General features: G+C 66.9%; 28 protein-coding genes and 1 riboswitch. Of the genes, 17 read left to right on the top strand and 11 right to left on the bottom strand.

All coding sequences use genetic code 11. The features are described from left to right. Positions 1-137: 137 nt before the first annotated feature. From AC1Z3W_RS08925 to AC1Z3W_RS08950, 6 genes are all read left to right on the top strand, one after another. Complete coding sequence (locus AC1Z3W_RS08925) at positions 138-974, top strand: alpha/beta fold hydrolase (protein WP_057925092.1); 837 nt, start codon at positions 138-140, stop codon at positions 972-974. Between the two features lie 182 nt (positions 975-1,156). Continuing rightward, a complete protein-coding gene (locus AC1Z3W_RS08930) occupies positions 1,157-1,945 on the top strand; it encodes an SDR family NAD(P)-dependent oxidoreductase (protein ID WP_057925093.1) in 789 nt (262 codons plus the stop codon). A 63-nt stretch (positions 1,946-2,008) separates the two neighbouring features. Further along, on the top strand, positions 2,009-2,758 hold the full coding sequence (locus AC1Z3W_RS08935; protein WP_483507463.1) for an electron transfer flavoprotein subunit beta/FixA family protein: 750 nt from the start codon (positions 2,009-2,011) through the stop codon (positions 2,756-2,758). Between the two features lie 16 nt (positions 2,759-2,774). After that, entirely contained in the window at positions 2,775-3,725 is a 951-nt protein-coding gene (locus tag AC1Z3W_RS08940; protein ID WP_175824688.1) for an FAD-binding protein, read from the top strand. Positions 3,726-3,728: 3 nt separating this feature from the next. Further along, the gene (locus AC1Z3W_RS08945; RefSeq protein WP_057925096.1) at positions 3,729-4,259 is read left to right on the top strand and encodes an acyltransferase; all 531 of its coding nucleotides are present in this window, start codon (positions 3,729-3,731) and stop codon (positions 4,257-4,259) included. A gap of 219 nt (positions 4,260-4,478) precedes the next feature. Then, complete coding sequence (locus tag AC1Z3W_RS08950) at positions 4,479-4,727, top strand: hypothetical protein (protein WP_057925097.1); 249 nt, start codon at positions 4,479-4,481, stop codon at positions 4,725-4,727. Between the two features lie 23 nt (positions 4,728-4,750). Here AC1Z3W_RS08950 and AC1Z3W_RS08955 read toward each other — a convergent pair whose 3' ends face one another. Next, positions 4,751-5,914 (bottom strand): MFS transporter, encoded by a 1,164-nt coding sequence (locus tag AC1Z3W_RS08955; RefSeq protein WP_057925182.1) that lies wholly within the window; start codon positions 5,912-5,914, stop codon positions 4,751-4,753. A gap of 344 nt (positions 5,915-6,258) precedes the next feature. On the opposite strand from AC1Z3W_RS08955, the gene AC1Z3W_RS08960 reads away from it, so the two are divergent. The 3 genes from AC1Z3W_RS08960 to AC1Z3W_RS08970 are packed head-to-tail and all read left to right on the top strand — an operon-like array spanning position 6,259 to position 8,088. Next, a complete protein-coding gene (locus AC1Z3W_RS08960) occupies positions 6,259-6,900 on the top strand; it encodes a DUF1326 domain-containing protein (protein ID WP_057925098.1) in 642 nt (213 codons plus the stop codon). Further along, on the top strand, positions 6,897-7,688 hold the full coding sequence (locus AC1Z3W_RS08965; protein WP_057925099.1) for a DUF2182 domain-containing protein: 792 nt from the start codon (positions 6,897-6,899) through the stop codon (positions 7,686-7,688). Before AC1Z3W_RS08960 ends, AC1Z3W_RS08965 begins: the two co-directional genes overlap by 4 nt. A 40-nt stretch (positions 7,689-7,728) precedes the next feature. Continuing rightward, entirely contained in the window at positions 7,729-8,088 is a 360-nt protein-coding gene (locus AC1Z3W_RS08970; protein ID WP_057925100.1) for a copper-binding protein, read from the top strand. 95 nt (positions 8,089-8,183) lie between these two features. Here AC1Z3W_RS08970 and AC1Z3W_RS08975 read toward each other — a convergent pair whose 3' ends face one another. Further along, a complete protein-coding gene (locus AC1Z3W_RS08975; protein WP_483507464.1) occupies positions 8,184-8,594 on the bottom strand; it encodes a VOC family protein in 411 nt (136 codons plus the stop codon). A gap of 63 nt (positions 8,595-8,657) precedes the next feature. After that, a complete protein-coding gene (locus AC1Z3W_RS08980) occupies positions 8,658-9,119 on the bottom strand; it encodes an Lrp/AsnC family transcriptional regulator (protein ID WP_057925101.1) in 462 nt (153 codons plus the stop codon). Positions 9,120-9,234: 115 nt separating this feature from the next. On the opposite strand from AC1Z3W_RS08980, the gene AC1Z3W_RS08985 reads away from it, so the two are divergent. Next, positions 9,235-9,873, top strand: a complete 639-nt coding sequence (locus AC1Z3W_RS08985; protein ID WP_483507465.1) for a LysE/ArgO family amino acid transporter — start codon at positions 9,235-9,237, stop codon at positions 9,871-9,873. Between the two features lie 117 nt (positions 9,874-9,990). Here AC1Z3W_RS08985 and AC1Z3W_RS08990 read toward each other — a convergent pair whose 3' ends face one another. Continuing rightward, positions 9,991-11,919 (bottom strand): TonB-dependent receptor domain-containing protein, encoded by a 1,929-nt coding sequence (locus tag AC1Z3W_RS08990; RefSeq protein WP_057925103.1) that lies wholly within the window; start codon positions 11,917-11,919, stop codon positions 9,991-9,993. 211 nt (positions 11,920-12,130) lie between these two features. Beyond that, a riboswitch (cobalamin riboswitch) is annotated at positions 12,131-12,323 on the bottom strand. A 110-nt stretch (positions 12,324-12,433) separates the two neighbouring features. Next, the gene (locus tag AC1Z3W_RS08995; protein ID WP_483507466.1) at positions 12,434-13,489 is read right to left on the bottom strand and encodes a helix-turn-helix domain-containing protein; all 1,056 of its coding nucleotides are present in this window, start codon (positions 13,487-13,489) and stop codon (positions 12,434-12,436) included. 169 nt (positions 13,490-13,658) lie between these two features. On the opposite strand from AC1Z3W_RS08995, the gene AC1Z3W_RS09000 reads away from it, so the two are divergent. The 5 genes from AC1Z3W_RS09000 to AC1Z3W_RS09020 are packed head-to-tail and all read left to right on the top strand — an operon-like array spanning position 13,659 to position 17,419. After that, complete coding sequence (locus AC1Z3W_RS09000; protein WP_057925105.1) at positions 13,659-14,003, top strand: hypothetical protein; 345 nt, start codon at positions 13,659-13,661, stop codon at positions 14,001-14,003. Continuing rightward, positions 13,993-14,625, top strand: coding sequence for a Dabb family protein (locus AC1Z3W_RS09005; RefSeq protein ID WP_483507467.1), 633 nt, complete (start codon positions 13,993-13,995; stop codon positions 14,623-14,625). The genes AC1Z3W_RS09000 and AC1Z3W_RS09005 overlap by 11 nt, the downstream gene beginning before the upstream one ends. A 56-nt stretch (positions 14,626-14,681) precedes the next feature. Then, on the top strand, positions 14,682-15,674 hold the full coding sequence (locus AC1Z3W_RS09010; RefSeq protein WP_483507468.1) for an NADP-dependent oxidoreductase: 993 nt from the start codon (positions 14,682-14,684) through the stop codon (positions 15,672-15,674). Between the two features lie 43 nt (positions 15,675-15,717). Then, positions 15,718-16,593 carry an SDR family NAD(P)-dependent oxidoreductase gene (locus AC1Z3W_RS09015; RefSeq protein ID WP_483507469.1) on the top strand — a complete coding sequence of 292 codons (876 nt, stop codon included), beginning with the start codon at positions 15,718-15,720 and terminating at the stop codon, positions 16,591-16,593. A 1-nt stretch (position 16,594) separates the two neighbouring features. After that, a complete protein-coding gene (locus AC1Z3W_RS09020; RefSeq protein ID WP_124832044.1) occupies positions 16,595-17,419 on the top strand; it encodes an SDR family NAD(P)-dependent oxidoreductase in 825 nt (274 codons plus the stop codon). Positions 17,420-17,465: 46 nt separating this feature from the next. Here the strand turns inward: AC1Z3W_RS09020 and AC1Z3W_RS09025 are convergent, their stop codons facing one another. The 4 genes from AC1Z3W_RS09025 to AC1Z3W_RS09040 form a co-directional block, all read right to left on the bottom strand. Next, positions 17,466-17,714: a hypothetical protein gene (locus tag AC1Z3W_RS09025; protein ID WP_124832042.1), complete on the bottom strand. Its 249-nt coding sequence runs from the start codon at positions 17,712-17,714 to the stop codon at positions 17,466-17,468. Positions 17,715-17,850: 136 nt separating this feature from the next. After that, positions 17,851-18,825, bottom strand: coding sequence for a threo-3-hydroxy-L-aspartate ammonia-lyase (locus AC1Z3W_RS09030; RefSeq protein WP_124832040.1), 975 nt, complete (start codon positions 18,823-18,825; stop codon positions 17,851-17,853). A 69-nt stretch (positions 18,826-18,894) separates the two neighbouring features. Further along, a complete protein-coding gene (locus AC1Z3W_RS09035; RefSeq protein ID WP_057925112.1) occupies positions 18,895-19,533 on the bottom strand; it encodes a helix-turn-helix transcriptional regulator in 639 nt (212 codons plus the stop codon). Further along, positions 19,530-20,051 carry a YbaK/prolyl-tRNA synthetase associated domain-containing protein gene (locus AC1Z3W_RS09040; RefSeq protein WP_057925113.1) on the bottom strand — a complete coding sequence of 174 codons (522 nt, stop codon included), beginning with the start codon at positions 20,049-20,051 and terminating at the stop codon, positions 19,530-19,532. Before AC1Z3W_RS09040 ends, AC1Z3W_RS09035 begins: the two co-directional genes overlap by 4 nt. Before the next feature lie 411 nt (positions 20,052-20,462). Here AC1Z3W_RS09040 and AC1Z3W_RS09045 point away from each other — a divergent pair, with 411 nt between their 5' ends. Continuing rightward, complete coding sequence (locus AC1Z3W_RS09045) at positions 20,463-22,049, top strand: isocitrate lyase (RefSeq protein WP_057925114.1); 1,587 nt, start codon at positions 20,463-20,465, stop codon at positions 22,047-22,049. Between the two features lie 54 nt (positions 22,050-22,103). Here AC1Z3W_RS09045 and AC1Z3W_RS09050 read toward each other — a convergent pair whose 3' ends face one another. Together AC1Z3W_RS09050 and AC1Z3W_RS09055 are read right to left on the bottom strand one after the other, a co-directional pair. Then, positions 22,104-22,820, bottom strand: coding sequence for an EthD domain-containing protein (locus AC1Z3W_RS09050; RefSeq protein WP_483507470.1), 717 nt, complete (start codon positions 22,818-22,820; stop codon positions 22,104-22,106). 50 nt (positions 22,821-22,870) lie between these two features. Continuing rightward, positions 22,871-23,383 carry a nuclear transport factor 2 family protein gene (locus AC1Z3W_RS09055; RefSeq protein WP_483507471.1) on the bottom strand — a complete coding sequence of 171 codons (513 nt, stop codon included), beginning with the start codon at positions 23,381-23,383 and terminating at the stop codon, positions 22,871-22,873. A 207-nt stretch (positions 23,384-23,590) separates the two neighbouring features. Between AC1Z3W_RS09055 and AC1Z3W_RS09060 the strand changes: the two genes are divergently transcribed. Beyond that, complete coding sequence (locus AC1Z3W_RS09060; protein WP_483507472.1) at positions 23,591-24,091, top strand: nuclear transport factor 2 family protein; 501 nt, start codon at positions 23,591-23,593, stop codon at positions 24,089-24,091. Positions 24,092-24,113: the final 22 nt, after the last annotated feature.

The following is a 24,113-nucleotide window of genomic DNA, read 5'->3' on the forward strand; positions in this document are numbered from 1 at the left end:
GTCTGCCTCCGTTTCGGTGGCCCGATGATAGGAACAAGCGCGCGCGGCTTCGTAGTCTGAAAGGATGATGCCGGGCGGCGCCTGCGGCGCAATCATCGTGGCAAGCATCCATCGACCGACGAAGGAGACAACCCGCGATGACGACCCCCACGACGCCGCCGGCCGGCATCTTCACCGAGGTACCGGGCGGCCTGCGCCTGCATCATTTCGAGGCGGGCGAAGGCCGCCCGGTGGTGTTCATCCACGGCAGCGGCCCGGGCGCCAGCGGTTTCAGCAATTTCAAGCACAACTACCCCGCGTTCGCGGCCGCCGGCCATCGCGCGATCGTCGTCGACCTGCCGGGCTACGGACAGTCGTCGAAGCCGTCCGACGTCGCCTATACGCTCGATTTCTTCGTCGGCGCGCTGCACGCGCAGCTGTCCGCACTGGGTATCGGGCCAGCCGTGCTGCTCGGCAACTCGCTCGGCGGCGCGATCGCGCTCAAGTACGCGCTCGATTACCCCGACGAAGTCGACGGACTGATCATGATGGCGCCGGGCGGCGTCGAGGATCGCGACACCTATTTCCGGATGGAAGGGATCCAGCGGATGGTGAAGCTGTTCACCAATCGCCAGATGAATGACGACACCATGCGCGAGTTGCTGACGCTGCTGGTGCACGATCCGGCAATCGTCACCAACGCGCTCGTCGCCGAGCGGATGAAGGTATGCGTCGAGCAGCCGACCGAAGTGCTGTCGACGATGAGCGTGCCGAACCTGACGGGCGCGCTCGCCGACCTGCGCTGCCCGGTGCTCGGCTTCTGGGGCACGGACGACCGCTTCAATCCGGTCGGCGGCGCGCTGACGTTCCTCGAACGCTGCCGCGACGCGCGCTTCGTGCTGCTGAACCGCTGCGGCCATTGGGTGATGGTGGAGCATGCGGGCTATTTCAATCGGGAATGCCTCGATTTCCTGGCCGCGCCGGCTGCGCGATAACGCCTCTGATGGCCGGGCCGTTCGACGACGGTTCGCCTGAATAACGGAGACGCATTGACGCCCTCTTCCGCCTAAAGGCGGGGGATTCCCACAGCCTGTCAACAGCATGCCTTTCCTTCCCGCCATCCGCCCCGAAGGAAGTCCCCTTGGGGGAAGTGGCGAGGTTTCTCGGAGCAATTGCAATGAAACTCATCGAAGACCTGTTCGACCTGCGCGGCAAGGTGGCCGCGATCACCGGCGGCGCGCGTGGCATCGGCGCCGAAACGGCACGCACGCTGGCCGCGGCCGGCGCGAGCGTCGCGATTCTCGACGTGCTGTCGCAACCGGCGCAGGCGCTCGTCGAGGAGATTCGCGCACAGGGTGGCCAGGCTGCGTTCTGGTCGCTCGACGTGACGCACGAGGCCGACGTGGCGCGCGTGTTCGGCGAGATCGTCGCGCGCTTCGGGCGCCTCGACGTGCTCGTGAACAACGCGGGCATCGAAGGGCACAACGTGCCGACGCACGAACTCACGCTCGCGCAGTGGCAGCGCGTGCAGGACGTGAACGTCAACGGCGTGTTCCTGTGCACGCGCGCGGCGATTCCGCACCTCGAAGCGGCCGGCGGCGGCTCGATCGTGAACCTGTCGTCGATGTACGGGATCGTCGGCGGCCCCGACGTGCCCGCGTATCACGCGTCGAAGGCGGCGGTGCGGATGATGGCGAAGGTCGACGCGATGCTGTACGCGGCGAAGAACATCCGCGCGAACTCGGTGCATCCGGGCTACATCCGCACGCCGATGCTGGAGGACGCGTTCCGCCAGATGGGCCAGGATCCGGATCGCGCGTTCGAATACATGCAGACGCACGTGCCGATGGCGAAGATCGGCAGCCCGCGCGACATCGCGGCCGGCATCCTGTATCTCGTGTCGCCGGCTGGGCGCTACGTGACGGGAGCGGAGCTGGTGATCGACGGCGGCTACACCGCGCGCTGACGCGCCTGACGGCGTGCCACAACTGAAGTTTGAAGCAAATCGAAGATATAAGGAGACAGGCAGTTGAAAGCGCTCGTGGCAGTGAAGCGCGTGGTCGACGCGAACGTGAAGGTCGGCGTGAAGTCCGACCGCACCGGCGTCGATATCGCGAACGTGAAGATGTCGATGAACCCGTTCGACGAAATCGCGGTGGAGGAGGCCGTGCGGCTGAAGGAGGCCGGCGTCGTGACGGAGGTGGTGGCCGTGTCGGTGGGCGTGGCGCAAGCGCAGGAGACGCTGCGCACGGCGCTCGCGATCGGTGCGGATCGCGCGATCCTCGTCGAAGCGATCGATGGCGTCGAGCCGCTGGCCGTCGCGAAGATCCTGAAGTCGCTCGTCGACAAGGAGCAGCCGCAGCTGGTGATCCTCGGCAAGCAGGCGATCGACGACGACTCGAACCAGACCGGCCAGATGCTGGCCGCGCTGGCCGGTCTCCCGCAGGCGACGTTCGCGTCGAAGGTCACGATCGCCGATGGGCGTGCCACGGTCGCGCGTGAAGTCGACGGAGGCGCGGAAACGCTGTCGCTTCGACTGCCCGCGGTCGTGACGACCGACCTGCGCCTGAACGAGCCGCGCTATGTGACGCTGCCGAACATCATGAAGGCGAAGAAGAAGCCGCTGGAAACGATGAAGCCGGAAGACCTGGGCGTGGACGTGACGCCGCGCCTGAAGACGCTGAAGGTGAACGAGCCGCCGAAGCGCGCCGCGGGCGTGAAGGTGCCGGACATGAAGACGCTGGTCGACAAGCTGAAGACCGAAGCCAGGGTGCTGTAAGAGAGAGCGGAAAGAAATGACGATTCTGGTAATTGCCGAGCACGATGCTGCATCGGCAGGCGGCGCATCGCCGATCAAGGCCGCGACATTGAATGCGGTGGCGGCGGCGCAGGCCATTGGCGGCGACATTCACGTGCTGGTTGCAGGCCATGACGCACAGAGCGCGGCCGACTCAGCGGCAAAGATCGCGGGCGTTTCGAAGGTGTTGCTGGCCGACGCGCCGCAGCTCGCGGACGGTCTTGCCGAGAACGTCGAAGCGACGGTGCTGGCCGTCGCATCGAACTACTCGCATATCCTTGCGCCGGCCACCGCCTACGGCAAGAACATCGCGCCGCGCATCGCCGCGAAGCTGGACGTCGCGCAGATCTCGGACATCACGGCGGTCGTTTCAGCCGACACGTTCGAGCGTCCGATCTACGCGGGCAACGCGATCGCGACGGTACAGTCGGGCGATCCGGTCAAGGTGATCACGGTGCGAACGACGGGTTTCGATCCGGTTGCGGCGGAAGGCGGCAGCGCAGCGGTCGAGAAGATCGAAGCGGCAGCCGACGCAGGCAAGTCGCAGTTCGTGAGCCGTGAAGTGACGAAGCTGGATCGTCCGGAGCTGACGTCGGCGAGCATCATCGTGTCGGGCGGCCGTGGCCTGGGCAGCGGCGAGAACTACATGAAGGTGCTGGAGCCGCTGGCAGACAAGCTGCAGGCCGCACTCGGCGCATCGCGCGCGGCAGTCGATGCGGGCTACGTGCCGAACCACTATCAGGTCGGCCAGACCGGGAAAATTGTCGCGCCGCAGCTGTACATCGCAGTCGGCATCTCGGGTGCGATCCAGCATCTGGCCGGGATGAAGGATTCGAAGGTGATCGTCGCGATCAACAAGGATCCGGACGCGCCGATCTTTAGCGTGGCCGACTACGGTGTCGTCGGCGACCTGTTCATGCTCGTGCCCGAAGCGGCCGCGGTGCTCTGAGCGATGCCGCTGTTCGAATTCAACGGCATGCGTCCGCGCGTCGATCCGTCCGCGTACGTTCATCCGAGCGCGGTCGTGATCGGCGACGTGACGATCGGCGCGGGCTGCTACATCGGTCCGCATGCAAGCCTGCGCGGCGACTTCGGCGCGATCGTCGTCGACGTCGGCAGCAACGTGCAGGACGGCTGCGTGCTGCACGTCGGCATCGGCGAGACGTGCCGGCTCGGCGTGAACAGCCACGTCGGCCACGGCGCGATCGTGCATGGCGCGACGCTCGAACCGGACACCATGATCGGGATGAACGCGGTCGTGATGGACGGCGCGACGATCGGCGCGACGACGATCGTCGCCGCGTGCGCGTTCGTGAAGGCTGGGTACGACGTGCCGCGCGGCGTGTTGCTCGCGGGCGTGCCGGGGCGAGTCGTGCGGCGGCTGAGCGAGGCGGAGATCGACGCGAAGGCGAACGGCACGCGGATCTATCAGCAGTTGGCGGTGGATTGCCTGAAGACGCTCAGGCAGATCGACGACGCGTAACAACCGTCGTTCACCGGCATGAATACCGTGAATCCGCAAGCGACGAGCGTCGAACGAAGCCGCGCCGAAAGCGCGACACCATGGGTTTCCTCGGGGTTTATGCGGATGGCGATTCGCGCTCGTGCATGCCGGTCGTGACGTTCGCGCGGGATCGATTGCCTGATACGGCGTCGTTGTCTTAAGATCGGCGTCAGACCAGCCCACCGCCTCCGGCGCCGAATGAACACGACTATACGCCTGCGCGTCGCCATCATCGCTTCGGCTTTTGCCGTCTATCACGTATTCATGCACGTCCAGTGGGTCGTCAGCGGTTGCATCGAATTCCTCCGCAGCCGGCATTGCAGCTTCGAGAACAGCGCGAATTTCGAAGGGATGATGGACTTCGACCTGTTGCTGACCTGCGCGTGGGTGGCGGGCGCGGCGATGGCGTGGTTCGCCGTCGCACGCGCGCCGAAGAAACCCGGTTAGCCGCGCCGGCGTCGTGCCGCCGCCTATTGCGTGCGCACCTGCGCCGGCCGGTCGTGCAGGAACGCGAGCGACAGCGCCGCGAGACCGCAGCTCGTGATGAGCATCAGCAACGCGCCCTTGCCGGCGTGCACCATCACCCAGCCGCCGACCGACGGAAAGCCGAACGTGCCGATGAAATACGACGCGACGAACCACGTCAGCACGCCGTGCCGTTGCGTGTCCGCACAATCGTTGACCGCCTGGGCCTGGATCACCGGATACATAAGGCCGTAGCCGGCGCCGAGCAGGACGGCCGCGACGGACTGGAACGACGCATGTTCGGCTGCGCCGAACATCGCGAGTGCGCCGAGCAGCATCATCACGAGCAGCCCCTTGGTCGCCGTTTCGGGGCGCGCCAGCCTCACCCATCTTCCGAGCAGCCAGCGCGCGGTAATCACCGTCATCGTGTAAAGACTGAAGAATGTGCCGGGCCGCGCCTGCGTGCCTTGCGCGAACGACATCTGGAACGTCATCAGGCCGGAGAACACGCAGGTGCCGAGCGCGATCATCGCGATCGGCACGGCGGCGCGCGTGCGCGAGATCGCGCGAAAGTCGCGCACCCAGCGGCCGCCCGATATGGCGGCGGGCGGGCGCGGACACAGGCGGCCGAACGCCTCCAGCATCAGCGACGCCAGCGCGCACAGGGCACCGACCGCGTAAAGCGTGTCGTCGATCGACCAATGGAGCATTCGCATCGCATACGCGGCCAATGCCGGGGATGCGCCGATCCCCGTCATCTGGAAGGTTGCCGACCGGAAGAACCACACGTTTCGAGCCGCGCCGCTGGTTCGCTCGGCGAGCGACATCGGTGCGGCCAGGTGAAACGCACCCCAGCCGAAGCCGACCAGGAAGCCGGACGGCAGGTCGGCGGACGGCGCACGCCCGACGAGTGCGAAGCCGACGATGCCGGCGCCGATGCACAGCGACGACAGCGCGGCGATCCGCGCGGTGCCGATCTGCTGCGAGAACCAGCCGACCACCGACAGGCCGGCGAAGGTGCCGACCGTCGCGGCGGCCAGTGCCGCGCCGGTATTGAGATCGCTACCGCCGATCGCGTGAAAGCGCATCGACAACAGGAAGGTGGCGCCATAGCCGCCCGCGGTGAGCAGGGTGCCGACGAGAAAGAGCAACGCACTATGAACGCGCATGACAGCCATCCGGGACGGCAGCGACGAACGGGGACGTCGTCGATTGCGAAACAGTATGGACCAGCACCGTTGCGGAATGCCCGCATTTGTGGTGACGCGACCGGGCTGTCGGCTTTTGTCGGGCCGCGCTCGTACACGATCGACCGGACGCGCCGTTTCGTGCCGCGCGCCTTGCATCGGGGGCGGTGGCACGACGGCGGCGAATTCGTCGGATCAGCGCCGTCGAACGCTGCACGGACATCGTTTTTTGGGGCGATCGAGACGCCTCGTGCGCCCTTTGCTTTCCCCTGTGCGGTGCACTAGATTCGAAGCATTATGTGCCATCGATCGCGTGAGGTGACGCCATGACGCCGTGGGAGATTCAGGGAACCGAGCTGATGAACTGCAATTGCTCATACGGTTGTCCCTGCCAGTTCAATTCGCTGCCGACGCATGGCAACTGCGAAGCGATGGGGGCGATTTCGATCGACAGCGGTCACTACGGCGACGTGGTGCTCGACGGTGTCCGGATCGCGGTCGTATTCCAGTGGCCGGGGCCGATTCACGAAGGCCATGGCCGCTGCCAGCCGATCGTCGACGAAAGCGCGAGTCCCGCGCAATGCGAGGCCGTGCTGAAGATCATGACCGGTCAGGATACCGATCCATTCGCGACGATGTTCGCCGTGTTCGCGTCGACGCTCGAACAGGCGTTCGATCCGATCTTCGCGAAGATCGATTTTGACGTCGATGTCGATGCGCGGCGCGGCCGGATCAGCGTCGACGGCGTGTTCGACGTCGTCGGCGAGCCGATCCGCAACCCGGTGACGGGCGCCGAACATCGCGTACGGATCGACCTGCCGCACGGCTTCGAATACGAGATTGCCGAGATCGGTTCGGGCACCGGCCGGTCGCACGGTCACATCGAACTGGACCTCGAGCGGAGCTACGCGCAGTTCGCGCGGCTGCATCTGAACAATCACGGGCTGATCCGGCATCGCGCCGCATGATTCCCGTCGACCATGTTCTCGGGCGCGAGCGCGTCGTCACGCTGCTCGGCATGGCCGCGCTCGTCGGCGCGTGCTGGGTCTACCTGTGGACGGGCGCCGGCACTGGCATGTCGGCGCTGGACATGACGGCGGTCGCGCTGTTCCCGCATCGGCTGGCCGACGACATGGGCGCGATGGCCCCGTCGCTGGCGACCGTGATCCTGATGTGGTGGGTGATGATGATCGCGATGATGACGCCCGGCGCGGCGCCGCTCGTGCTGCTGTACCGGCGCGTGCTGCGGCATCACGATCCGGCGGGCACGGGAGCGGCATTCACGTCGACCTGCCTGCTGGCCGGCTATCTGGCATCGTGGTTCGCGTTCTCGGTCGCTGCGGCCGCGCTGCAGATGCTGCTGCAGCCTGCCGGCCTGATCTCCGGAATGATGCTGTGGTCGAAGAGCGCGATGCTGTCCGCGATCGTGCTCGCGCTGGCCGGCATTTACCAGTTCTCGCCGTTGAAGCAGGCATGCCTGCGGCAATGCCGGTCACCGGTGCGGTTCCTCACAACGTACTGGCGGCCGGGAATCACGGGCAGCTTCCTGCTCGGCGTGCGCCACGGCGCGTATTGCGTGGGCTGTTGCTGGCTGCTGATGGCGCTGCTGTTCGTCGGCGGCGTGATGAACGTCGTGTGGATCATCGCGTTGTCGCTGTTCGTACTGGTCGAAAAGGTGCTGCCGGGCGGCGAGTACGTCGGGCGCGCGTTGGGTGTCGTGCTGATCGCGTGGGCCGTCGCGACGTTGCTGGTGTAGCGCGGCGTATTCGTCATCCGCCGCGCACGGGAGTATCTCGATGAAGATCCGATGCATCGCCATTGCCATTGCCATCACAGTCCTCGGTGCGATGGGCGTTGTTGCGGCACAGGTGCGGGCGGCGGGCAGCATGTCCGACATGAACATGGGCGACATGAAGATGTCGGCACCGGCCGCGGCGCTGACCGATGCCGAAGTGAAACGGATCGATGCCGCGCGCGGGATGGTGACGCTGAAGCACGGCGCGCTCGAGAACGTCGGGATGGCGCCGATGACGATGGCGTTCAAGGCCGGCGACCCGACGATGATCGAGTCGCTGCGCGTGGGCGACAAGGTCAAGGTCCGGGTCGAGCGCGTGAACGGCGCGCTTACGATCGTGAAGCTCGTGAAGCGGCAGTGACATACGTCCGGCCGATATGGCCTTGATGCCCCTTCCTTCACGCGCCCCGCGGAAGCAGGGTGCCTGACGATGAATACGCAAACGGCAGTGCCGCGCTAACCGGCATCGTCACCGGAAATGTCGTCGGGCTGCGCGAAATTCAACTCGACGCCATTGCCGGCCGGGTCGGTGAAAAACAGCTGCAGCTGGCGCGTGAGCGGCACGTACGTGTGCGAGTACCGGATCTTCGCGTCGGTGAGACGCCGTTCCATGTCGACAGCGTCCGCGCATGAAAATGCCATATGGTCGAACGTATTGACGACATGCGCCGGCCGCACCTCGCCGGGCCATGCTTCCGACAGGTGGAGGATCGCCTGGGTCCCCGCGTAGAGCCAGTAGCCGTTGCTCTGGAACGGCGGCCGATAGCCCAACTCGAGGCCTACGACGTTCACGTAGAAATCGCGCAGCGTATCGAGCGTCGCCCGATCCGCGCGCAGGTTGTAATGATTGAGTCCGATCACTGTCATGGCAGATTGTCCGGTGCTTGCAAGGTGCGCGGTGCACAGCATCGCGCACTGAACCGCATCCTGTCACCCCCGAATGCCTTTGACCGGCGCAGCCGGACGCGCGAGCCCGCGGGCCGGCAGCGGCGTCGACATCACGATCGACGTGCGCGTTTCGCCGTACAGGTTGATGCGCTCGATCAGTTGCTCGAGGTGCGCCATGCTGACCGCGACGAACCGCATCACGTACGAATCCGCGCCGGTCACGTGATGGCACTCGACCACTTCGGGAATCGTCTCCAGCAGCTTCAGGAATTTCGCCTTCGCCGGCTGCGGCACCGTGATGCCGATCAGCGCGCTCACCGGGTACCCGGCGGCGGCCGGATTGACCCGCGCCGTGTAGCCTTCGATCACGCCGGCCGACTCGAGACGCTTCACGCGTTCCGTCACCGCCGGCACCGACAGGTGAACCTGGCGCGCCAGCTCCGTGTAGCTGATGCGGCCGTTGGCCTGCAGCAGCGCGAGTATCTTCCAGTCGAGTTCGTCCATCGTGGTGGAGTTTTTAAGCTGAAGCAGCCATTTTTCCTTAAAAACCGCCTTCAGCGGCGACCGGACTTTCCCTACGATGACGTTTCAAGCCACGGGATGTCGCGAGGAGCCGGCCATGCTGTTCATCAAGTCCGTCGTGATGGGATTGTCGATCGCGGTGCCGGTCGGCCCGATCGGCATGCTGTGCATCCAGCGGGGCCTGAGCCGCGGCTTTCGTGCTGGGTTCGCGACGGGGATCGGCGCCGCATGCGCCGATGCGATCTACGGGCTGCTCGGTGCGCTGGGCGTCGCCGGCATCGTCACCGCGTTTCCGATGCTGACCGTCGCGCTGAAAATTGGCGGCGGCGCGTTCCTCGTGTGGCTGGCCTGGACCATCGCCCGGCAGGCGCCGGCCGCGTCGGCGACACAACGCGATTTGCCGCGCACGACCGTGCTGCGCGATTTCCTGACGACGTTCGGCCTGACGCTGTCCAACCCGATGACGATCCTGTCGTTCGTCGGCATTTTCGCGGCGCTCGGCCCGCTGGCGGGCACGCATGGCGACGCAATGGGGGCGACCGTCGCGCTGATGGTCGTCGGCGTGTTCCTGGGTTCCGCGACGTGGTGGCTGTGCCTGAGCGGCGCGACCGCCGTATTGCGCACGAAGATGTCGCTGACGTTCATGCACGGGCTGTCGCGCGTGTCGGCCGTCGTGATCGCGGTGTTTGGCGCGATCCAGTTGATCGCGGGTGTGCGAGGCGTCGTATGGTCCTGATGCGCACCGCAGCGCGATCGAACGCGCCCGCTCGCGCACGACGACGGCATCCGGCACCCGAAATCGTGTCCGCAGCGGCACCCGCGACCGCGGGCGCCGCTGCACCGACCGCCCCGGTCAGAACGTATAACTGACCTTGCCGAACGCGGTGCGGCCGAGCGTGTTGTAACCGTACGCGGTCATGTACTGGCGGTCGAACAGGTTCGACAGCGTCGCCGACACCGTCAGGTGCGCATTGATCTTGTACGACGCGCGCAGGTTGACGGTCAGGTACGACGGCAGATACGTCGTGTTGGCCGGGTCGTCGAATGTCGTGCCGCCGTAGCTCGCCGTTGCCCCCGTGCTCAGCGCGTGCAGGTGCAGTTCGTCCCAGGTGTGGTCGATATTCACGCTGACCGTCTGGCGCGGCCGGCGGTTGAGCCAGCTGTCGTTGGTTTCGTCCTGCGGATTCAGGATGCCGACGGCGATGCTCACCGGCGTCGAGCGGCCGATCGTGCCCTTGTACGACAGGTCGATGCCGCGGATATGCGAGCGGCCGATGTTCATCGGCGAGAACGTCGCGGGGTTGTACGCGATCAGGTTGTTGATGCGCGTGTCGTAGATCGCGGCGCTGAACGTGCCGTACGCGGTGTTCGCGTCGAGCGCGGCCTCGACCGAATCGCTGCGCTCCGGATTCAGGTTCGGATTGCCGTAACCGGGGTAGTACAGGTCGTTGAACGCCGGCAGGCGAAACGCATTGCCGTACGACACGCGCGCCGTGTACACCGGCGTGATCGCCCACGACAGCGCAGCGTTGCCGGTGTTCACGGCTTTCCCCGCGATGATCTCGTGACGGCCCGCGACGAACATCGTCACGCTGCCGAGCGTCGCCGATTGATGCAGCGAGAACGCGGAGTCATTGCGCGTCGGCACGCCTTCCGGCATGTCGACGGGCAGGAACGCCTGCTCGCGCGTGAAGTCGTACGCGACTTTCGTCTCGCCCGACAGCGGCAGGCCGAACAGGCGGAAGCCGTGTTCCTGATGCGTCAGCGACGTCGACGAGCTGATGCGCTGCGAGTTGATCTGGTCGGTCGAAATGGACGGGTCGCTCGCATACAGGAACTGGCGGTCGTTCGCATAACCGAACGACTGGTCGAACTGCGTGTCGGGCGTGATGTCGAGATGGAACGCGATGCCGGTCGTCAGCTGATGATCGAGCTGTCGGTTCGCAAAGCCGGCGTTGTCATAGGACAGGTCGGAGCGGTGATACAGCGCGAACGTCGAGATCGACCAGTTGTCGCGTGCGTAGCCGAGGCGTGCATCGAGGTCCTGCGCGTGATACGGATTGCGGCCGTCCTCGTGGTATGGCAACACGGGCCGCGTTGCGTCGATGCCGGCCGTGTTGTAGTCGTGCAGCCCGAGCGAGTAGGTGAGTCCGCCGAGTGCGGCGAGCGGCCCGGTGGAGGGCACGGTGCCCGACGTGCGCAACTGCGTGTCGAAGGTCTTGTTCGAGCCGCCGCCGAACGACACGGTCGTCTGGTTGGGTTGGCCGGCGGCGCGGCGCGTGAACAGCTGCACGACGCCGCCCATTGCGTTCGCACCGAACGACGCGGCGGCCGGCCCCGAAATCACCTCGACGCGCTCGAATGCTTCGGTCGGCAGGTCGGCCCACGGCGCGATGCCGGTGGTCGGCGAGCCGATCCGGATGCCGTCGATGAACACCGCGACCTGGCTGGCCGACGAGCCGCGGATGCTGACCGATGCCGACGCGCCGGGGCCGCCGGTCGTCGAGACGGTCACGCCCGGCAGTGTCGCGAGCGCCTGCGTGATGCTCGGATCGCTCGGCGACAGCCGGTCGAGGTCGGCGCGCGTGAGCACCTGCGTCGTCGCATAGCGCTGGTCGAACGACTCGGGCAGGTGCCGCGTGTCGGTCACGGTGATCGTCGGGAGGTCGGCGCCATTTGCAGGCTGGGACGGCTGCGCGGGTGCCGTGTCGCCAGCGGCGTGGGCGATCGGGGAGAGCAGCGCGGTGGCGGCGGACGTGGCGAGAAGGTGGCGAAGATTCATGATGCGGCGAGCGTGATCGTGTTGCAGGTACGGCGTACGCGCGGGAAGACGCCGCGCATGCCGGCGGCGCAGCGGCGCGACGCTTCCGGCGTGGAAGCGGAGGCGGAAAGATGGGACATCCGAAGGATCCTGAGGTCGGGCCGTCCATGCAACGGGGCGACCGCCAAAGGCGGTGCCTGGCGCGCCGGGACACCCCGCCCGGTGCGGCTGCTTGGACCTCGGGTCGATGGCAGGTCTCCTGGCTCGCGGGTCGTCATTCGCGCCGGCCTTCCCGGTTTCCCAGTGGCGTGGAGTGGCGCGGATTCGCCGCTTACAGTTGCGGGGGCAGCCGCAGATTCGAGGCGCTGCCTCTCCTGCGTTCCCTTTTGATCCCGTCTCCGGGAACCATCAGCGCGCAAGCGTAATGGCGAGCGCTCGGGCGCGTCAATTATCGAAGCACGCGGGGATGCGAAAAAACGTCATTGTTCGGCGAATTTTTTCTATTTCCTTTCGCTCAAGGCGCCCGAACCGCGCTTCATGTCTGATGAAACGGGATCTCGGCGGCGCCGCAATCGCGCCGGAATCGGCTCGGTGCGATGCCCGTCCATCGCACGAACGCCCGCCGAAACGCTTCCTCGCCACCGAATCCGAGATGCGCTGCAATCCGCGCGACCGGCCAGTCCGACTCGCGCAGGCAGCGCCGCGCGACGTCGGCGAGGCACTGCTCGCGCAACACGTGATAGCCGCTGCCTTCGGCGGCCAGCCGCCGCCGCAACGTCGCCTCGCTCACGCCCAGCCACGTCGCCAGCTCGGCGAGCGCCGGCAGCGCCTGCTCGCGCGCGAGCGCCGCATCGAGAAAGCCGCGTACTTGCTGCGCCCATGACACGACGGCCGGCGCCGCATCGATCAGACGAAACGGAAAATCGACGAGGAAGGCGGCAAGCTCACCCGGCTGGCGGATCACGCGGGCATCGAGCCGCGCCGCATCGAACGCGAATCCATAGGTCTTGCGACCGATGTCGACCGGCGCGTTGAACAGCCCGAGCAGCGGCATCGCGTCGTCGCGGCGCGGATGGCCGAGCCAGACTTCGTCCGGCCGCAGCGGCTGCCCGATCAGCCAGCCGAACAACTGCAGATAGCAGAACAGCCCGGTCAGATCGACGAGGCATGCGGCCCGGCTGCGCGTGCGGCGCAGCGAATCCATCCGGAACGTCGCACGAGCGTCGCGCACCGTGAGCGACAGCGTGCCGGCACGCGGCGTCAGCATCTCGCAGAACTCGGCCGCACAGCGGATCGCATCGGCGAGCGTCGCACAACTGAGCAGGCAGCGGCACATCAGATCGACTTCCTGCTTGCGCATCGGCGGATGGCCGTCGCCGCGCGCGACCTGCGCCTCGAGCCGCTCGATCGCGTCGCGGTACAGCGCGACGAAGCCGCCGGGCGTCGCTGCCGTCGCTGCCGTTGCGGTCGTTGCGTCCGGCGTCGCGCGCGGTTGCGCCTGCGGCGCACCGCTGCGCGCCAGTTCGTCGAGCAGGCGCACGCCGAGTCCCGGCAGCACGCGGCCGCGTGCCGGCATTGCGCGCTGTTTCATGTCTCTCCCGATCTGAGCGTTGCGACAGGGGTTGGTGAGCGGGCCGGTAGGGGTTCGCCGACCGTCGCCACGCAAGAATGCTATCCACACCGGTTGCTTCCGGCCTCGCCGGAACGGCGTAGGCGGCCGGTTTTGCTTCCCGCCACGAACCACCCGAGACGACCCGCGAATGATTCAGATCGTAGACGAAATCACCCTCGCGCCCGAGCGCATTTCCGACGTGCTGGCGCTGCTGCACGACCGCTATCTGCCGGGCCATGCGGCGCGTGGGCTCGTGGCGGCCGGCCGCTGGGTGTCACCGCCCGTCGCGGTGCCGGGGCAGCCGAGCACGCTGTGGCTGACGTGGCAGGTTGCCGACGCGCCGTCGTACTACCGGATGCGCGCGCTGACCGACGGCGACGTGGTCGCGTTCTGGATGGCCGTCGACGCGCTGTGCGACACGCGTCGCCGCCATGTGATGACGGACGCCGATGCGCCGCTGCCCGCGCTGACGGAGGTCGACCATGCGGCATGACACGGCCCAGATATACGTTTCGGCGATCGACGATGCCGGCGCATTCGAACGTGCATTGCGCGACGCCGCGCATGCGCTGCCCGGCGCAACCCGCGTGGCGCTCGCGCGCAATCTCGAAGGCTGCTGGGGCGCGGGCGGCTACACGCTCGACGTATTGCGCGACGAACGGGCGACCGTTCAAGCGACGGATTTCACCGCGCTGTCGCGTGTGCCGGGCGTCGTGCGGATCGACGGCGCCGCGTGCCGCGCGATCGGCGGCGGCCTGCGCGAGCCGGCGTTGCGCGACGGCGTATGGCGCACGCTGATGCTGCGTGTGCGGCCGGAGGCCGGCGAAGCGCGCGTGCGCGACCTCGAGCGCGAACTGCTGCGCATGCCCGCGTTCATGCCCGGCATCCGCAACTGGCGGCTGAGCCGGAGCGTGGCGCCCGGCGGGTGGACCCACGTCTGGCAACAGGAGTTCGCGCACGTCGGCGACCTGCTCGGCGAATACCTGCTGCATCCGTATCACTGGGGCTGGGTCGACCGCCGATTCGACGCCGAAAGCCCCGACTGGACGGTCGATGCGCTCTCGCATGCGTTCTGTCCGCTCGCGTCGAGCCTGCTGGCCGACACGGCGGCGTGACGCGCGGCGCGCATACGACCCGCCGCAATGCAAACGACAACACTGGAGACACCACCATGCGAGCCTTGCTGATCGACCGCGTCGGTCATTCCGACGCGCTGCGACTGGCCGACGTTCCCGCACCGAAGCCGGGCCCCGGCGACGTGCTGATCCGCGTCGCGTACGCGGGCGTCAATCCCGCCGACTGGAAATGCCGCGAAGGCTATCTCGGCGCGTTCATGCAGATGACGTTTCCGTTCGTGATCGGTTTCGACGGGGCCGGTGTGGTCGAGGCGGTCGGCGACGGTGTCGAGGGTTTCGCGCCGGGGATGCGCGTGTTCGCGCAGACCGACGTCGGCGCGGGACGCTGGGGCGCGTATGCGGAATACGTCGCGGTGCGTCACGACTCCGTCGTGCGCCTGCCCGATGCGGTGGGCTTCGCGGAAGCGGCGGCCACGCCGACGCCTGCGCTGGCCGCGTGGGCCGGCCTGTTCGACGACGGCGGGCTGCGTGCGGGGCAGACCGTGCTCGTGCACGGCGGCGCGGGTGCGGTCGGCACGTTCGCGATCCAGCTGGCCGCCCAGGCGGGCGCGCGCGTCGCCGCGACGTGCTCGGCGCACAACCGCGCGAGCGTCGAATCGCTTGGCGCGGCGGCGAGCATCGACTATCGCGCGCAGGACATCGCCGCGGTCGTGCGGGCGTGGGCGCCCGGCGGCGTCGATCTCGTGCTCGATGCGGTCGGTGGCGACACGCTGCCCGACGCACTCGACCTGCTGGCACCGGGCGGCACGCTCGTGAACATCATGACGCTCGCGGCGGGCGATGCGCAGCGGCTGGCTACGACGGATGCCGAAGCCGCGCGGCGCGGCCTGCGCACCGCGATGACGTATAGCCGGATGCCGAGCGGCGCCACGCTCGCATCGATCGCCGAACGGCTCGGCCGGCGCGCGTTGCGCGTGCCGCGCTTCGACAGTTTCCCGCTCGAACAGGCTGCACGCGCACTCGATCTCGTTCAAACGGGCGACGCGAAAACCAAGTTCGTGCTGCATGTTGTGGATATCGCGGGCTGACGCCGCACGGTCCGCACGCAACATCACCTTCACCGGAGACATCATGACCGACACCCGAACCGCGACGCTCGCGGGCAAATGCGCGCTCGTAACCGGCGCGAGCCGCGGCATCGGCCGCGCGATCGCGCAGCGCCTCGCGTCCGAAGGCGCGACCGTCGTCGTGACGGCGCGCAGCCTCACGCAATCGGCGACGACTGCCGGCACGCTCGCCGAAACGGTCGCACTGGTCGAACAGGCGGGCGGCCGCGCGATTGCGCTCGCCGCCGACCTGTCGAACCCGGCCGAGCGCGATGCGCTCGTCGGACGCGCGGCCCAGGCCGCCGGCGGCCTCGACATCCTCGTGAACAATGCGGGTGTGGCCGACTACGCGTGCGTCGACGCGATGCCGATGGCGATGTTCGACACGACGATCGAGCACTATCTGCGCATCCCGTTCGCGCTGAGCCAGGCCGCGATCCTGCTGATGCGCGCGCGCGGCGCCGGCTGGATCGTGAATGTCGGCTCGGTCACCGCGCTCGCGCCGCCGCGGCCGTTCGACGATTTCTCGCGCGCGGGCGGCGCGACCGTCTATGCGGCGGTCAAGGCCGCGCTGTCGCGCTTTACGCAAGGCCTCGCGGCCGAACTCGAAGCCGACGGGATCGCGGTGAACCTGGTCGCGCCGAGCACCGCGATCCGCACGCCGGGCGCGGCCCGTTATATCCCCGAAGGCTATCCGACCGAGGACGTCGCGTATCTCGCGGAAACGGCGCTCGCGCTGTGCAGCCTGCCGGCGCGCGAGCGCACGGGACTCGTCACGCACAGCCTGCATTTTCCGCTGTCGCAGGGGCTCGCGGTGCGCTCGCTCGACGGCCGCACGCCGTTGCCGCCGCCCGAGATTCCCGCGTACGCGCATCCCCGCATCGACCCGACAGGACGCTGACATGACGTATTCGATTCGCTTCGACGGCGGCACCGCGGTGATTACCGGTGCGGCCAGCGGCATCGGCAGCGGGCTCGCGCGCCATGCCGCCGCGCTCGGCATGCGCGTGGTGCTGGCCGACCTCGACGCGGCGAAGCTCGACGCGTTCGCCGCGACGCTCGACACCGACGTGCTGTGCGTGCCGACCGACGTCAGCCGGCCGGAGGCCGTCGATGCGCTGGCCGACGCCGCATGGCAGCGCTTCGGCGGCGTCGACCTGCTGTTCAACAACGCGGGCGTGATGGCGACCGGCTTCAGTTGGGAAATCACGCCGGAACGGTTCGAGCGCAGTTTCGCGATCAACGTGCACGGCGTGCTGAACGGGATCCGCAGCTTCGTGCCGCGAATGCTCGAGCGCAACCTGCCGGCGCGCATCGTCAATACCGCGTCGGTCGGCGGGTTCCTGCCGAGCCCGTTGATGTCGCCTTACTCGGCGACGAAATTCGCGGTGGTTGCGCTGACCGAATCGCTGTACGGCGAGCTGAAGATGCTCGGCGCGCCGGTCGGCGTGTCGCTGCTCGCGCCGGGCCCGGTGCAGACGGGCATCTTCAACGACCCGTTCGGCGCCACGCACGACCGGCCCGAGGTGCAGGGTTTCGTCGAGACGATGCGCGCGATGCTGAACGCGCACGGGATTACGCCCGACGCATTCGCCGCGCGGGTGTTCGACGGCATTCGAGACGGGCGCTACTGGCTGATTCCGCAGCCGGAGACGATCGACGGCGCGCTGCAGCGGCGCACCGCGGACATCCTCGCCGCGCGCGATCCGTCCCTGCCGTCGTTGTGAGGTCGCGATGCGGGCCGGCCGTGCGATGTGACCGGCCCACGCGGCATTACATATGCGTGCCGGAGCGCGTGCGGCCGCTCGGATCGCCGCCGCGATCGGGCGGCGTATTGTTCTGATCGATCTTCGCGAGCACGAAGCCGGCGGCCGGCAGCGCGGCGGGCGAACGATGGGTGGCCTGCGCGACAAGGGCGTGCGGCGACGTGGCGGGAAAACCGGATGACGTCACGCCCGGTTGAGCGAACGCCGGGAGGGATGCTGCCGCGAGGGCGGCAGCGACGATCGCGTGCGTGTTCATGGCGACTCCTTCTTCACGACTGACCTGACTGCGGGACGACCTAATCAGTCTAGGGCGCGAAACTTAACGCGACGTGAAGCAGCGGCGGCGTGCGGATGACAGGATGTTCATATCAGTCATCCGCGCGCCGCGACGGTCATGCGGCCGCGGACACCAGCGCGCAGAAGTTCTCGAGATCGACGTTGCCGCCGCTGATCACGATGCCGACGCGCTTGCCCCTCAGTTCGTCCTTCATCCGGCGCGCGGCTGCGAACGACAGGCAGCCGGTCGGCTCGACGACAATCTTCATACGGGTCGCGAAGAAGCGCATGCAGTCGACCAGTTCCGCGTCGGTCGCGGTCAGGATGTCGTCGACGTCGCGCCGCAGGATCGGGAACGTCAGGTTGCCGAGGTGCTGCGTCTGCGCGCCGTCGGCGATCGTGCGCGGCGTGTCGATATGCACGATCGACCCGGACCGGAACGATTGCTGGCCGTCGTTGCCGGCTTCCGGCTCCACGCCGTACAGCTTCGCGTGCGGCGACAGCGCGCGCGTCGCGAGCGCCGTGCCCGACAGCAGGCCGCCGCCGCCGAGCGGCGTGAACACCGCGTCGAGCGGCCCGACTTCATCGAACAGTTCCTTCGCCGCCGTGCCCTGGCCGGCGATCACGTCGGCGTGGTCGTACGGCGGGATCAGCGTGAGCCCGTGCTTTTCCGCGAGCGCGCGGCCGATCTGCTCGCGGTCTTCGGTGTAGCGGTCGTAGGTCACGACGTTGCCGCCATAGCCGCGCGTCGCGGCCATCTTCGCGGCCGGTGCGTCCTGCGGCATCACGATCGTCGCCGGGATGCCGAGGATGCGCGCCGACAGCGCGATCGCCTGCGCATGGTTGCCGGACGAGAACGCGACGACACCGTTGCGGCGCTGCGTCGCGTCGAAGCGCGACAGCGCGTTGAACGCGCCGCGGAACTTGAACGCGCCCATGCGCTGCAGGTTCTCGCACTTGAAGAACACCTGCGCGCCGAGCGCTTCGTCGATCGTCCGCGACGTCATCACGGGCGTGCGGTGCGCGTGGCCTTCGAGCCGTGCCGCGGCGGCCGCGACGTCGTCGTAGGTGGGGAGGGTCGGCGTGGTCATGAGTCGCTCGTCGGAAGAGTCAGTCAACAGGTAAGCGGGCGTGCCATGGGCGCGCATCCGCATCACGCATCATTTCGCATCGTTGTATACGGTCGCGCGCGACACGCCGAGGTGCTGCGACACGATTTCCATCGCGCGGCGCACTTCGAGGAAGCCGTCCGTCTTCAGCGTCTGCATCAGCTCGCGGCGCTGCTCGGTCTTCAGTTCGCGCGGCGTGGTCGCGAGGCGCGTCGCGAACGCGTCGATGCGCTGCCGGATCGCGTCCGCGCCCGCCGGGTCGAGCGTTTCGGCGACCGGTTCGCCTTCGGTGCTGCAGAACTGGTGCAGCATCCCCTGGAAGCCGCGGAACAGCGTGACGTCCGCGTTCAGGCACAGCGCGGCCACGTAGCGGCCGCTCGAATCCTTGATGCCGATCGACGTGCTTTTCGCGGTGCGGCCGTCGGCGAAGCGGTTCGCGTAGTTCGCGAGCACCTGCGGAAAGTCGTCGTCCGCGATGCGGGCGAGGCCGAGTTCGGTCGCCGGATCGCCGACCGCGCGGCCCGACAGGTTGTTGTGAATCGCGAGGATCGCATGCTCGGGCGTGCGCAGGTCGTGCACGACGACCTCGGTGAACGGCGCGAACATCGCGCCGAGCCCTTCGGCGATGCGCAGCACCTGCTCGATCAGCGACGCCTGTTCCGACTGTGGTTTGGAACGGGGCGCGGTCATGCGTTGGCCTGGACGGTGGGGGTGTCGGTCGTTTCCGGCCGCGTGATGTCGGCCAGGAGCGGGCGGGCGATTCGCACGTAGTCGGATGCGTCGAGCACGACCGAGCGGTCGAGGCGGCCCGCGTTGAACGCGATTTCATCGTTCAGTTCGATCAGCGCGGGATCGACGACGAGCGTCACGTTGGCATCGAACGCGAACGGCGGCACGGCGCCCATCACGCAGCGCGTGACCGTGGCGGCGAGTTCGGGCGGCGCGAGCGTCGCCTTGCGGCGGCCGAGCGCGTCGGCGACCTTGCGGAAATCGATCTTCAGGTGGCCGGGGATCACTGCGAGCGCGGTGGCGTCGCCGCCGTCCTTGAACGTGCAGAGCATCGCCTTCGCACCCTGTTCGGGACGCGTGCCGCGAATCGCGGCGATCACGTCGGATTTGCCTTCGGCCGGGTGATCCAGCACGCGGAACCGTGCGCCGGAGGTATTCAACAGTGTGCACAGCGCGTCGAAAACGGGGTAGTCGCTCATGTCGTTCCGGGAAGGAGGAGGCGCATTGCGGTACGCGGGGACGGCGCGCATCGGTTGCCGTCGATGAATTGTCCAAGTATAGACGTTTTGTCATGTGTGTGGCAAAAGCGCGAAGCATGAATCGCCGTGCCTGTCCTCCCACCAACTGCCGAAAGGACGTTTCATATCGTGGAATGCGCGGCGCATTCCCGACGCGTCGCCTTTCCGCCGCTTGAAAATCTGTTTTGCATTGCAAAACGGGCTGCTTATCTCATTGAAAAACAAGAGAAATTTATATCTTATGTCTTATATAAGAGTTGATCGGCGATGCATCGCGCAGCGTTACTATTGAGTCCATGCAGTTCGCTTCGTCACACGGAGCGGGCAGGCTGAACCCTTTACTCAAATGCGCTTCGTTCCCAGGAGATTGACATGTCCCAATATCAAGACGACATCAAGGCAGTGGCTGGCTTGAAGGAAAACCACGGCAGCGCGTGGAACGCCATCAGCCCCGAGTATGCCGCTCGCATGCGTGCCCAGAACAAGTTCAAGACGGGCCTGGATATCGCGAAGTACACCGCGAAGATCATGCGCGCCGACATGGCCGCGTATGACGCCGATCCGGCCAAGTACACGCAGTCGCTGGGTTGCTGGCACGGCTTCATCGGCCAGCAGAAGATGATCTCCATCAAGAAGCACTTCAACAGCACCGAACGCCGCTACCTGTACCTGTCGGGCTGGATGGTCGCCGCGCTGCGCTCGGAGTTCGGCCCGCTGCCGGACCAGTCGATGCACGAAAAGACCTCGGTCAGCGCGCTGATCCGCGAGCTGTACACGTTCCTGCGCCAGGCCGATGCCCGTGAACTGGGCGGCCTGTTCCGCGAGCTCGATGCTGCCAAGGACGCCGCTGCCAAGGCCGCGATCCAGGAAAAGATCGACAACCACGTGACGCACGTCGTGCCGATCATCGCCGACATCGACGCAGGCTTCGGCAACGCGGAAGCAACGTACCTGCTGGCCAAGCAGTTCATCGAAGCGGGTGCATGCTGCATCCAGATCGAGAACCAGGTGTCCGACGAGAAGCAGTGCGGCCACCAGGACGGCAAGGTCACCGTGCCGCACGAGGACTTCCTCGCGAAGATCCGCGCGATCCGCTACGCGTTCCTGGAACTGGGCGTGGACGACGGCGTCATCGTCGCCCGTACCGACTCGCTCGGCGCCGGCCTGACCAAGCAGATCGCCGTGACGAACGCGCCGGGCGACCTGGGCGACCAATACAATGCATTCCTCGACTGCGAAGAGCTGTCGGCCGACCAACTCGGCAACGGTGACGTCATCATCAAGCGCGACGGCAAGCTGCTGCGTCCGAAGCGCCTGCCGAGCAACCTGTTCCAGTTCCGCGCCGGCACGGGCGAAGCGCGTTGCGTGCTCGATTGCATCACGTCGCTGCAGAACGGCGCCGACCTGCTGTGGATCGAAACCGAAAAGCCGCACATCGCGCAGATCGGCGGCATGGTCAGCGAAATCCGCAAGGTGATCCCGAACGCGAAGCTGGTGTACAACAACAGCCCGTCGTTCAACTGGACGCTGAACTTCCGTCAGCAGGCATTTGACGGGATGAAGGCAGCAGGCAAGGACGTGTCGGCATACGACCGGGCGCAGCTGATGAGCGTCGAGTACGACGAGACCGAACTGGCCAAGCTCGCCGACGAGAAGATCCGTACGTTCCAGGCCGATGCGTCGCGTGAAGCAGGCATTTTCCACCACCTGATCACGCTGCCGACGTACCACACGGCTGCGCTGTCGACCGACAACCTCGCGAAGGAATACTTCGGCGACCAGGGCATGCTCGGTTACGTGGCCGGCGTGCAGCGCAAGGAAATCCGCCAGGGCATCGCGTGCGTCAAGCACCAGAACATGTCCGGCTCGGATATCGGCGACGACCACAAGGAATACTTCAGCGGCGACGCAGCGCTGAAGGCGGCGGGCAAGGACAACACGATGAACCAGTTCTCGTAATCGTCTCACCCGCGGCACAACGCCAACCCGTCACATCGCGGGTTGGCGTTTTTTTTATCCGCGCACGGCCTTCACGACATACTGGCTCGTCGGCACCACGTCGATCTTGTCGAAATCGATGAAGCGTGCGCAGCTGTCCATCATCTCCGCGACGTTGCGCTGGAACTTCGCCTCGTCGCCGAGCGCATCGAAGAACGCGTACGGATCGGTCATCGCCGCAGCCGGGAAGCATTCCTCGACGATCGCGTCGTAGCCGGGCGCCGCATGCGTGAGCGCACGCACGACCACGTTCTGCACGTACAGGAAATTGTCCTGCGTATCGATCGCGACGCGCGTATGGTGACCGTGCCACACGTCGAGCCACGCTTCGTGCGTGAGGCGCGGCGGGCGCTTCAGGAACGCGAGCTGCGAGAAGCCGCTCGTGCGCTCGCCGGGCCGCGCCGGAAAACGCGTGTTCGGAATCGGCTGCGACTCGGTGACGAGATACGCGGCCATGTGCGGGACGATCGCGCGCACCGCGTCGTCGAACGGCTGTCGGAACATCGGGTTCGCGCTGTCGATCCACACGGCGACGATCCCGTCGATGCCCGGGTGCGTGTTGGTCTGCTTCAGGCCGGCGGCCGGTGCGACATCGGCGTCGGCGACGTTCACCTGCACGCCGTGCGCGCCGAGCGACAGCAGCTTGTCGGCGAGCTGCGCGCGCACGTTGCGGCTCCACTGCTCGGGCGCGACCTGCGTATCGCGCCACAACACGTAAATGACTTTCTCCATTGTTCCGGCTCCAGGGGGAATGACGGGATCGGCGGCGCTGCCGCCGGGTTTCAGGAAACGCTGACGGCCGCACCGGCCGCATCGTGTGCGCCAGGCGAGAAGCGGTTCGCGGTCAGCGTGAACGACGGTGGAATCGGCGACGTGACGGTTTCGAACAGCCGCTCGTGGCGCGTTGCATGAATGCGCCACACGCCGTCGTGCTTCACGTACTGGTCGTCATAGAACGCGGTACCGTGCAGCAGGTAGTTGTCCTCGAGATTGATCGCGTGATCCTCGAGAAACCACACGCCGCACGCATGATTGGCTGACACTAGCGTGAGCTCGGGGTGATGGCCGTGATGCATCGTCAGGAAGGTCGGCTTGCCGATCAGCGCGCGCAGGCTCGACACAAAGGCATCGCGGCCGTCGTACGCATAGCGGCCGCCGTACAAACGCGCTTCGCAGTCCTCGGTCAGGCATTGCGCGAGCAGCGACCAGTCGTGCGTGTCGACCGCGCGGAAATATCGGTACTTCAGCTGGCGGATCTGCTCGTACTCGTGGAGCGTGCGGGTCGTCTCGTCCATCGCCGTATCTCATGGTGGTGTCGTTCGATGGTAGGAATGAAGCCGCCTGCGTCACATCGTCTGTTCGGACGAACACTGCGGCGGCGCTCACCTTCACCGATACAAGGGCGCCGGTTTCATCCAAACAGGTGATGGCCGGCATCTCGTACGCCTGTAACGTGGCGTCGACGCGGCTTCGATCCGCGCACACGAGACCAAGGAGACGGCATGACCCCGATCGAACGAATGGAAGTGCGCGTGCGCAGGCTCGAGGACGCCGACGCGATCCGCCGCCTGAAGGCGCGCTACTTCACGTGCTGCGACCGGAAGGATCCCAAAGGAATGCGAGATTGCTTCACGCCCGGCACCGTGCACATCGACTACGGCCGGATCGGCACGTTCGAGCACCGCGATGCGCTCGTCGACGTGTTCGAGCAGCTCGGCTGCCACCCGCACATCGTCGAGATGCACCACGGCGTGAATCCCGACATCACCGTGCTCGACGACACGCATGCACGTGGCACGTGGGGCCTGCATTACCAGATGCTCGACACCCGCACGCGCACGCTCACGCAGCTCGGCGCGACCTACGACGACGAATACCGGAAGGTCGACGGCGAATGGAAGATCGCGGCCACGCGTTGCGTCGTCACGTCGACGCTGTCCGCCCGCTATGACGGCGATGCGCCGGGCGTGCTGTTCGCCGGCGCGCAGCCGCCTGCCGCGTGACGGCGCGCACTACTCGCATCGA

The sequence above is a fragment of the Burkholderia sp. 10_S31 genome, assembly GCF_056930375.1.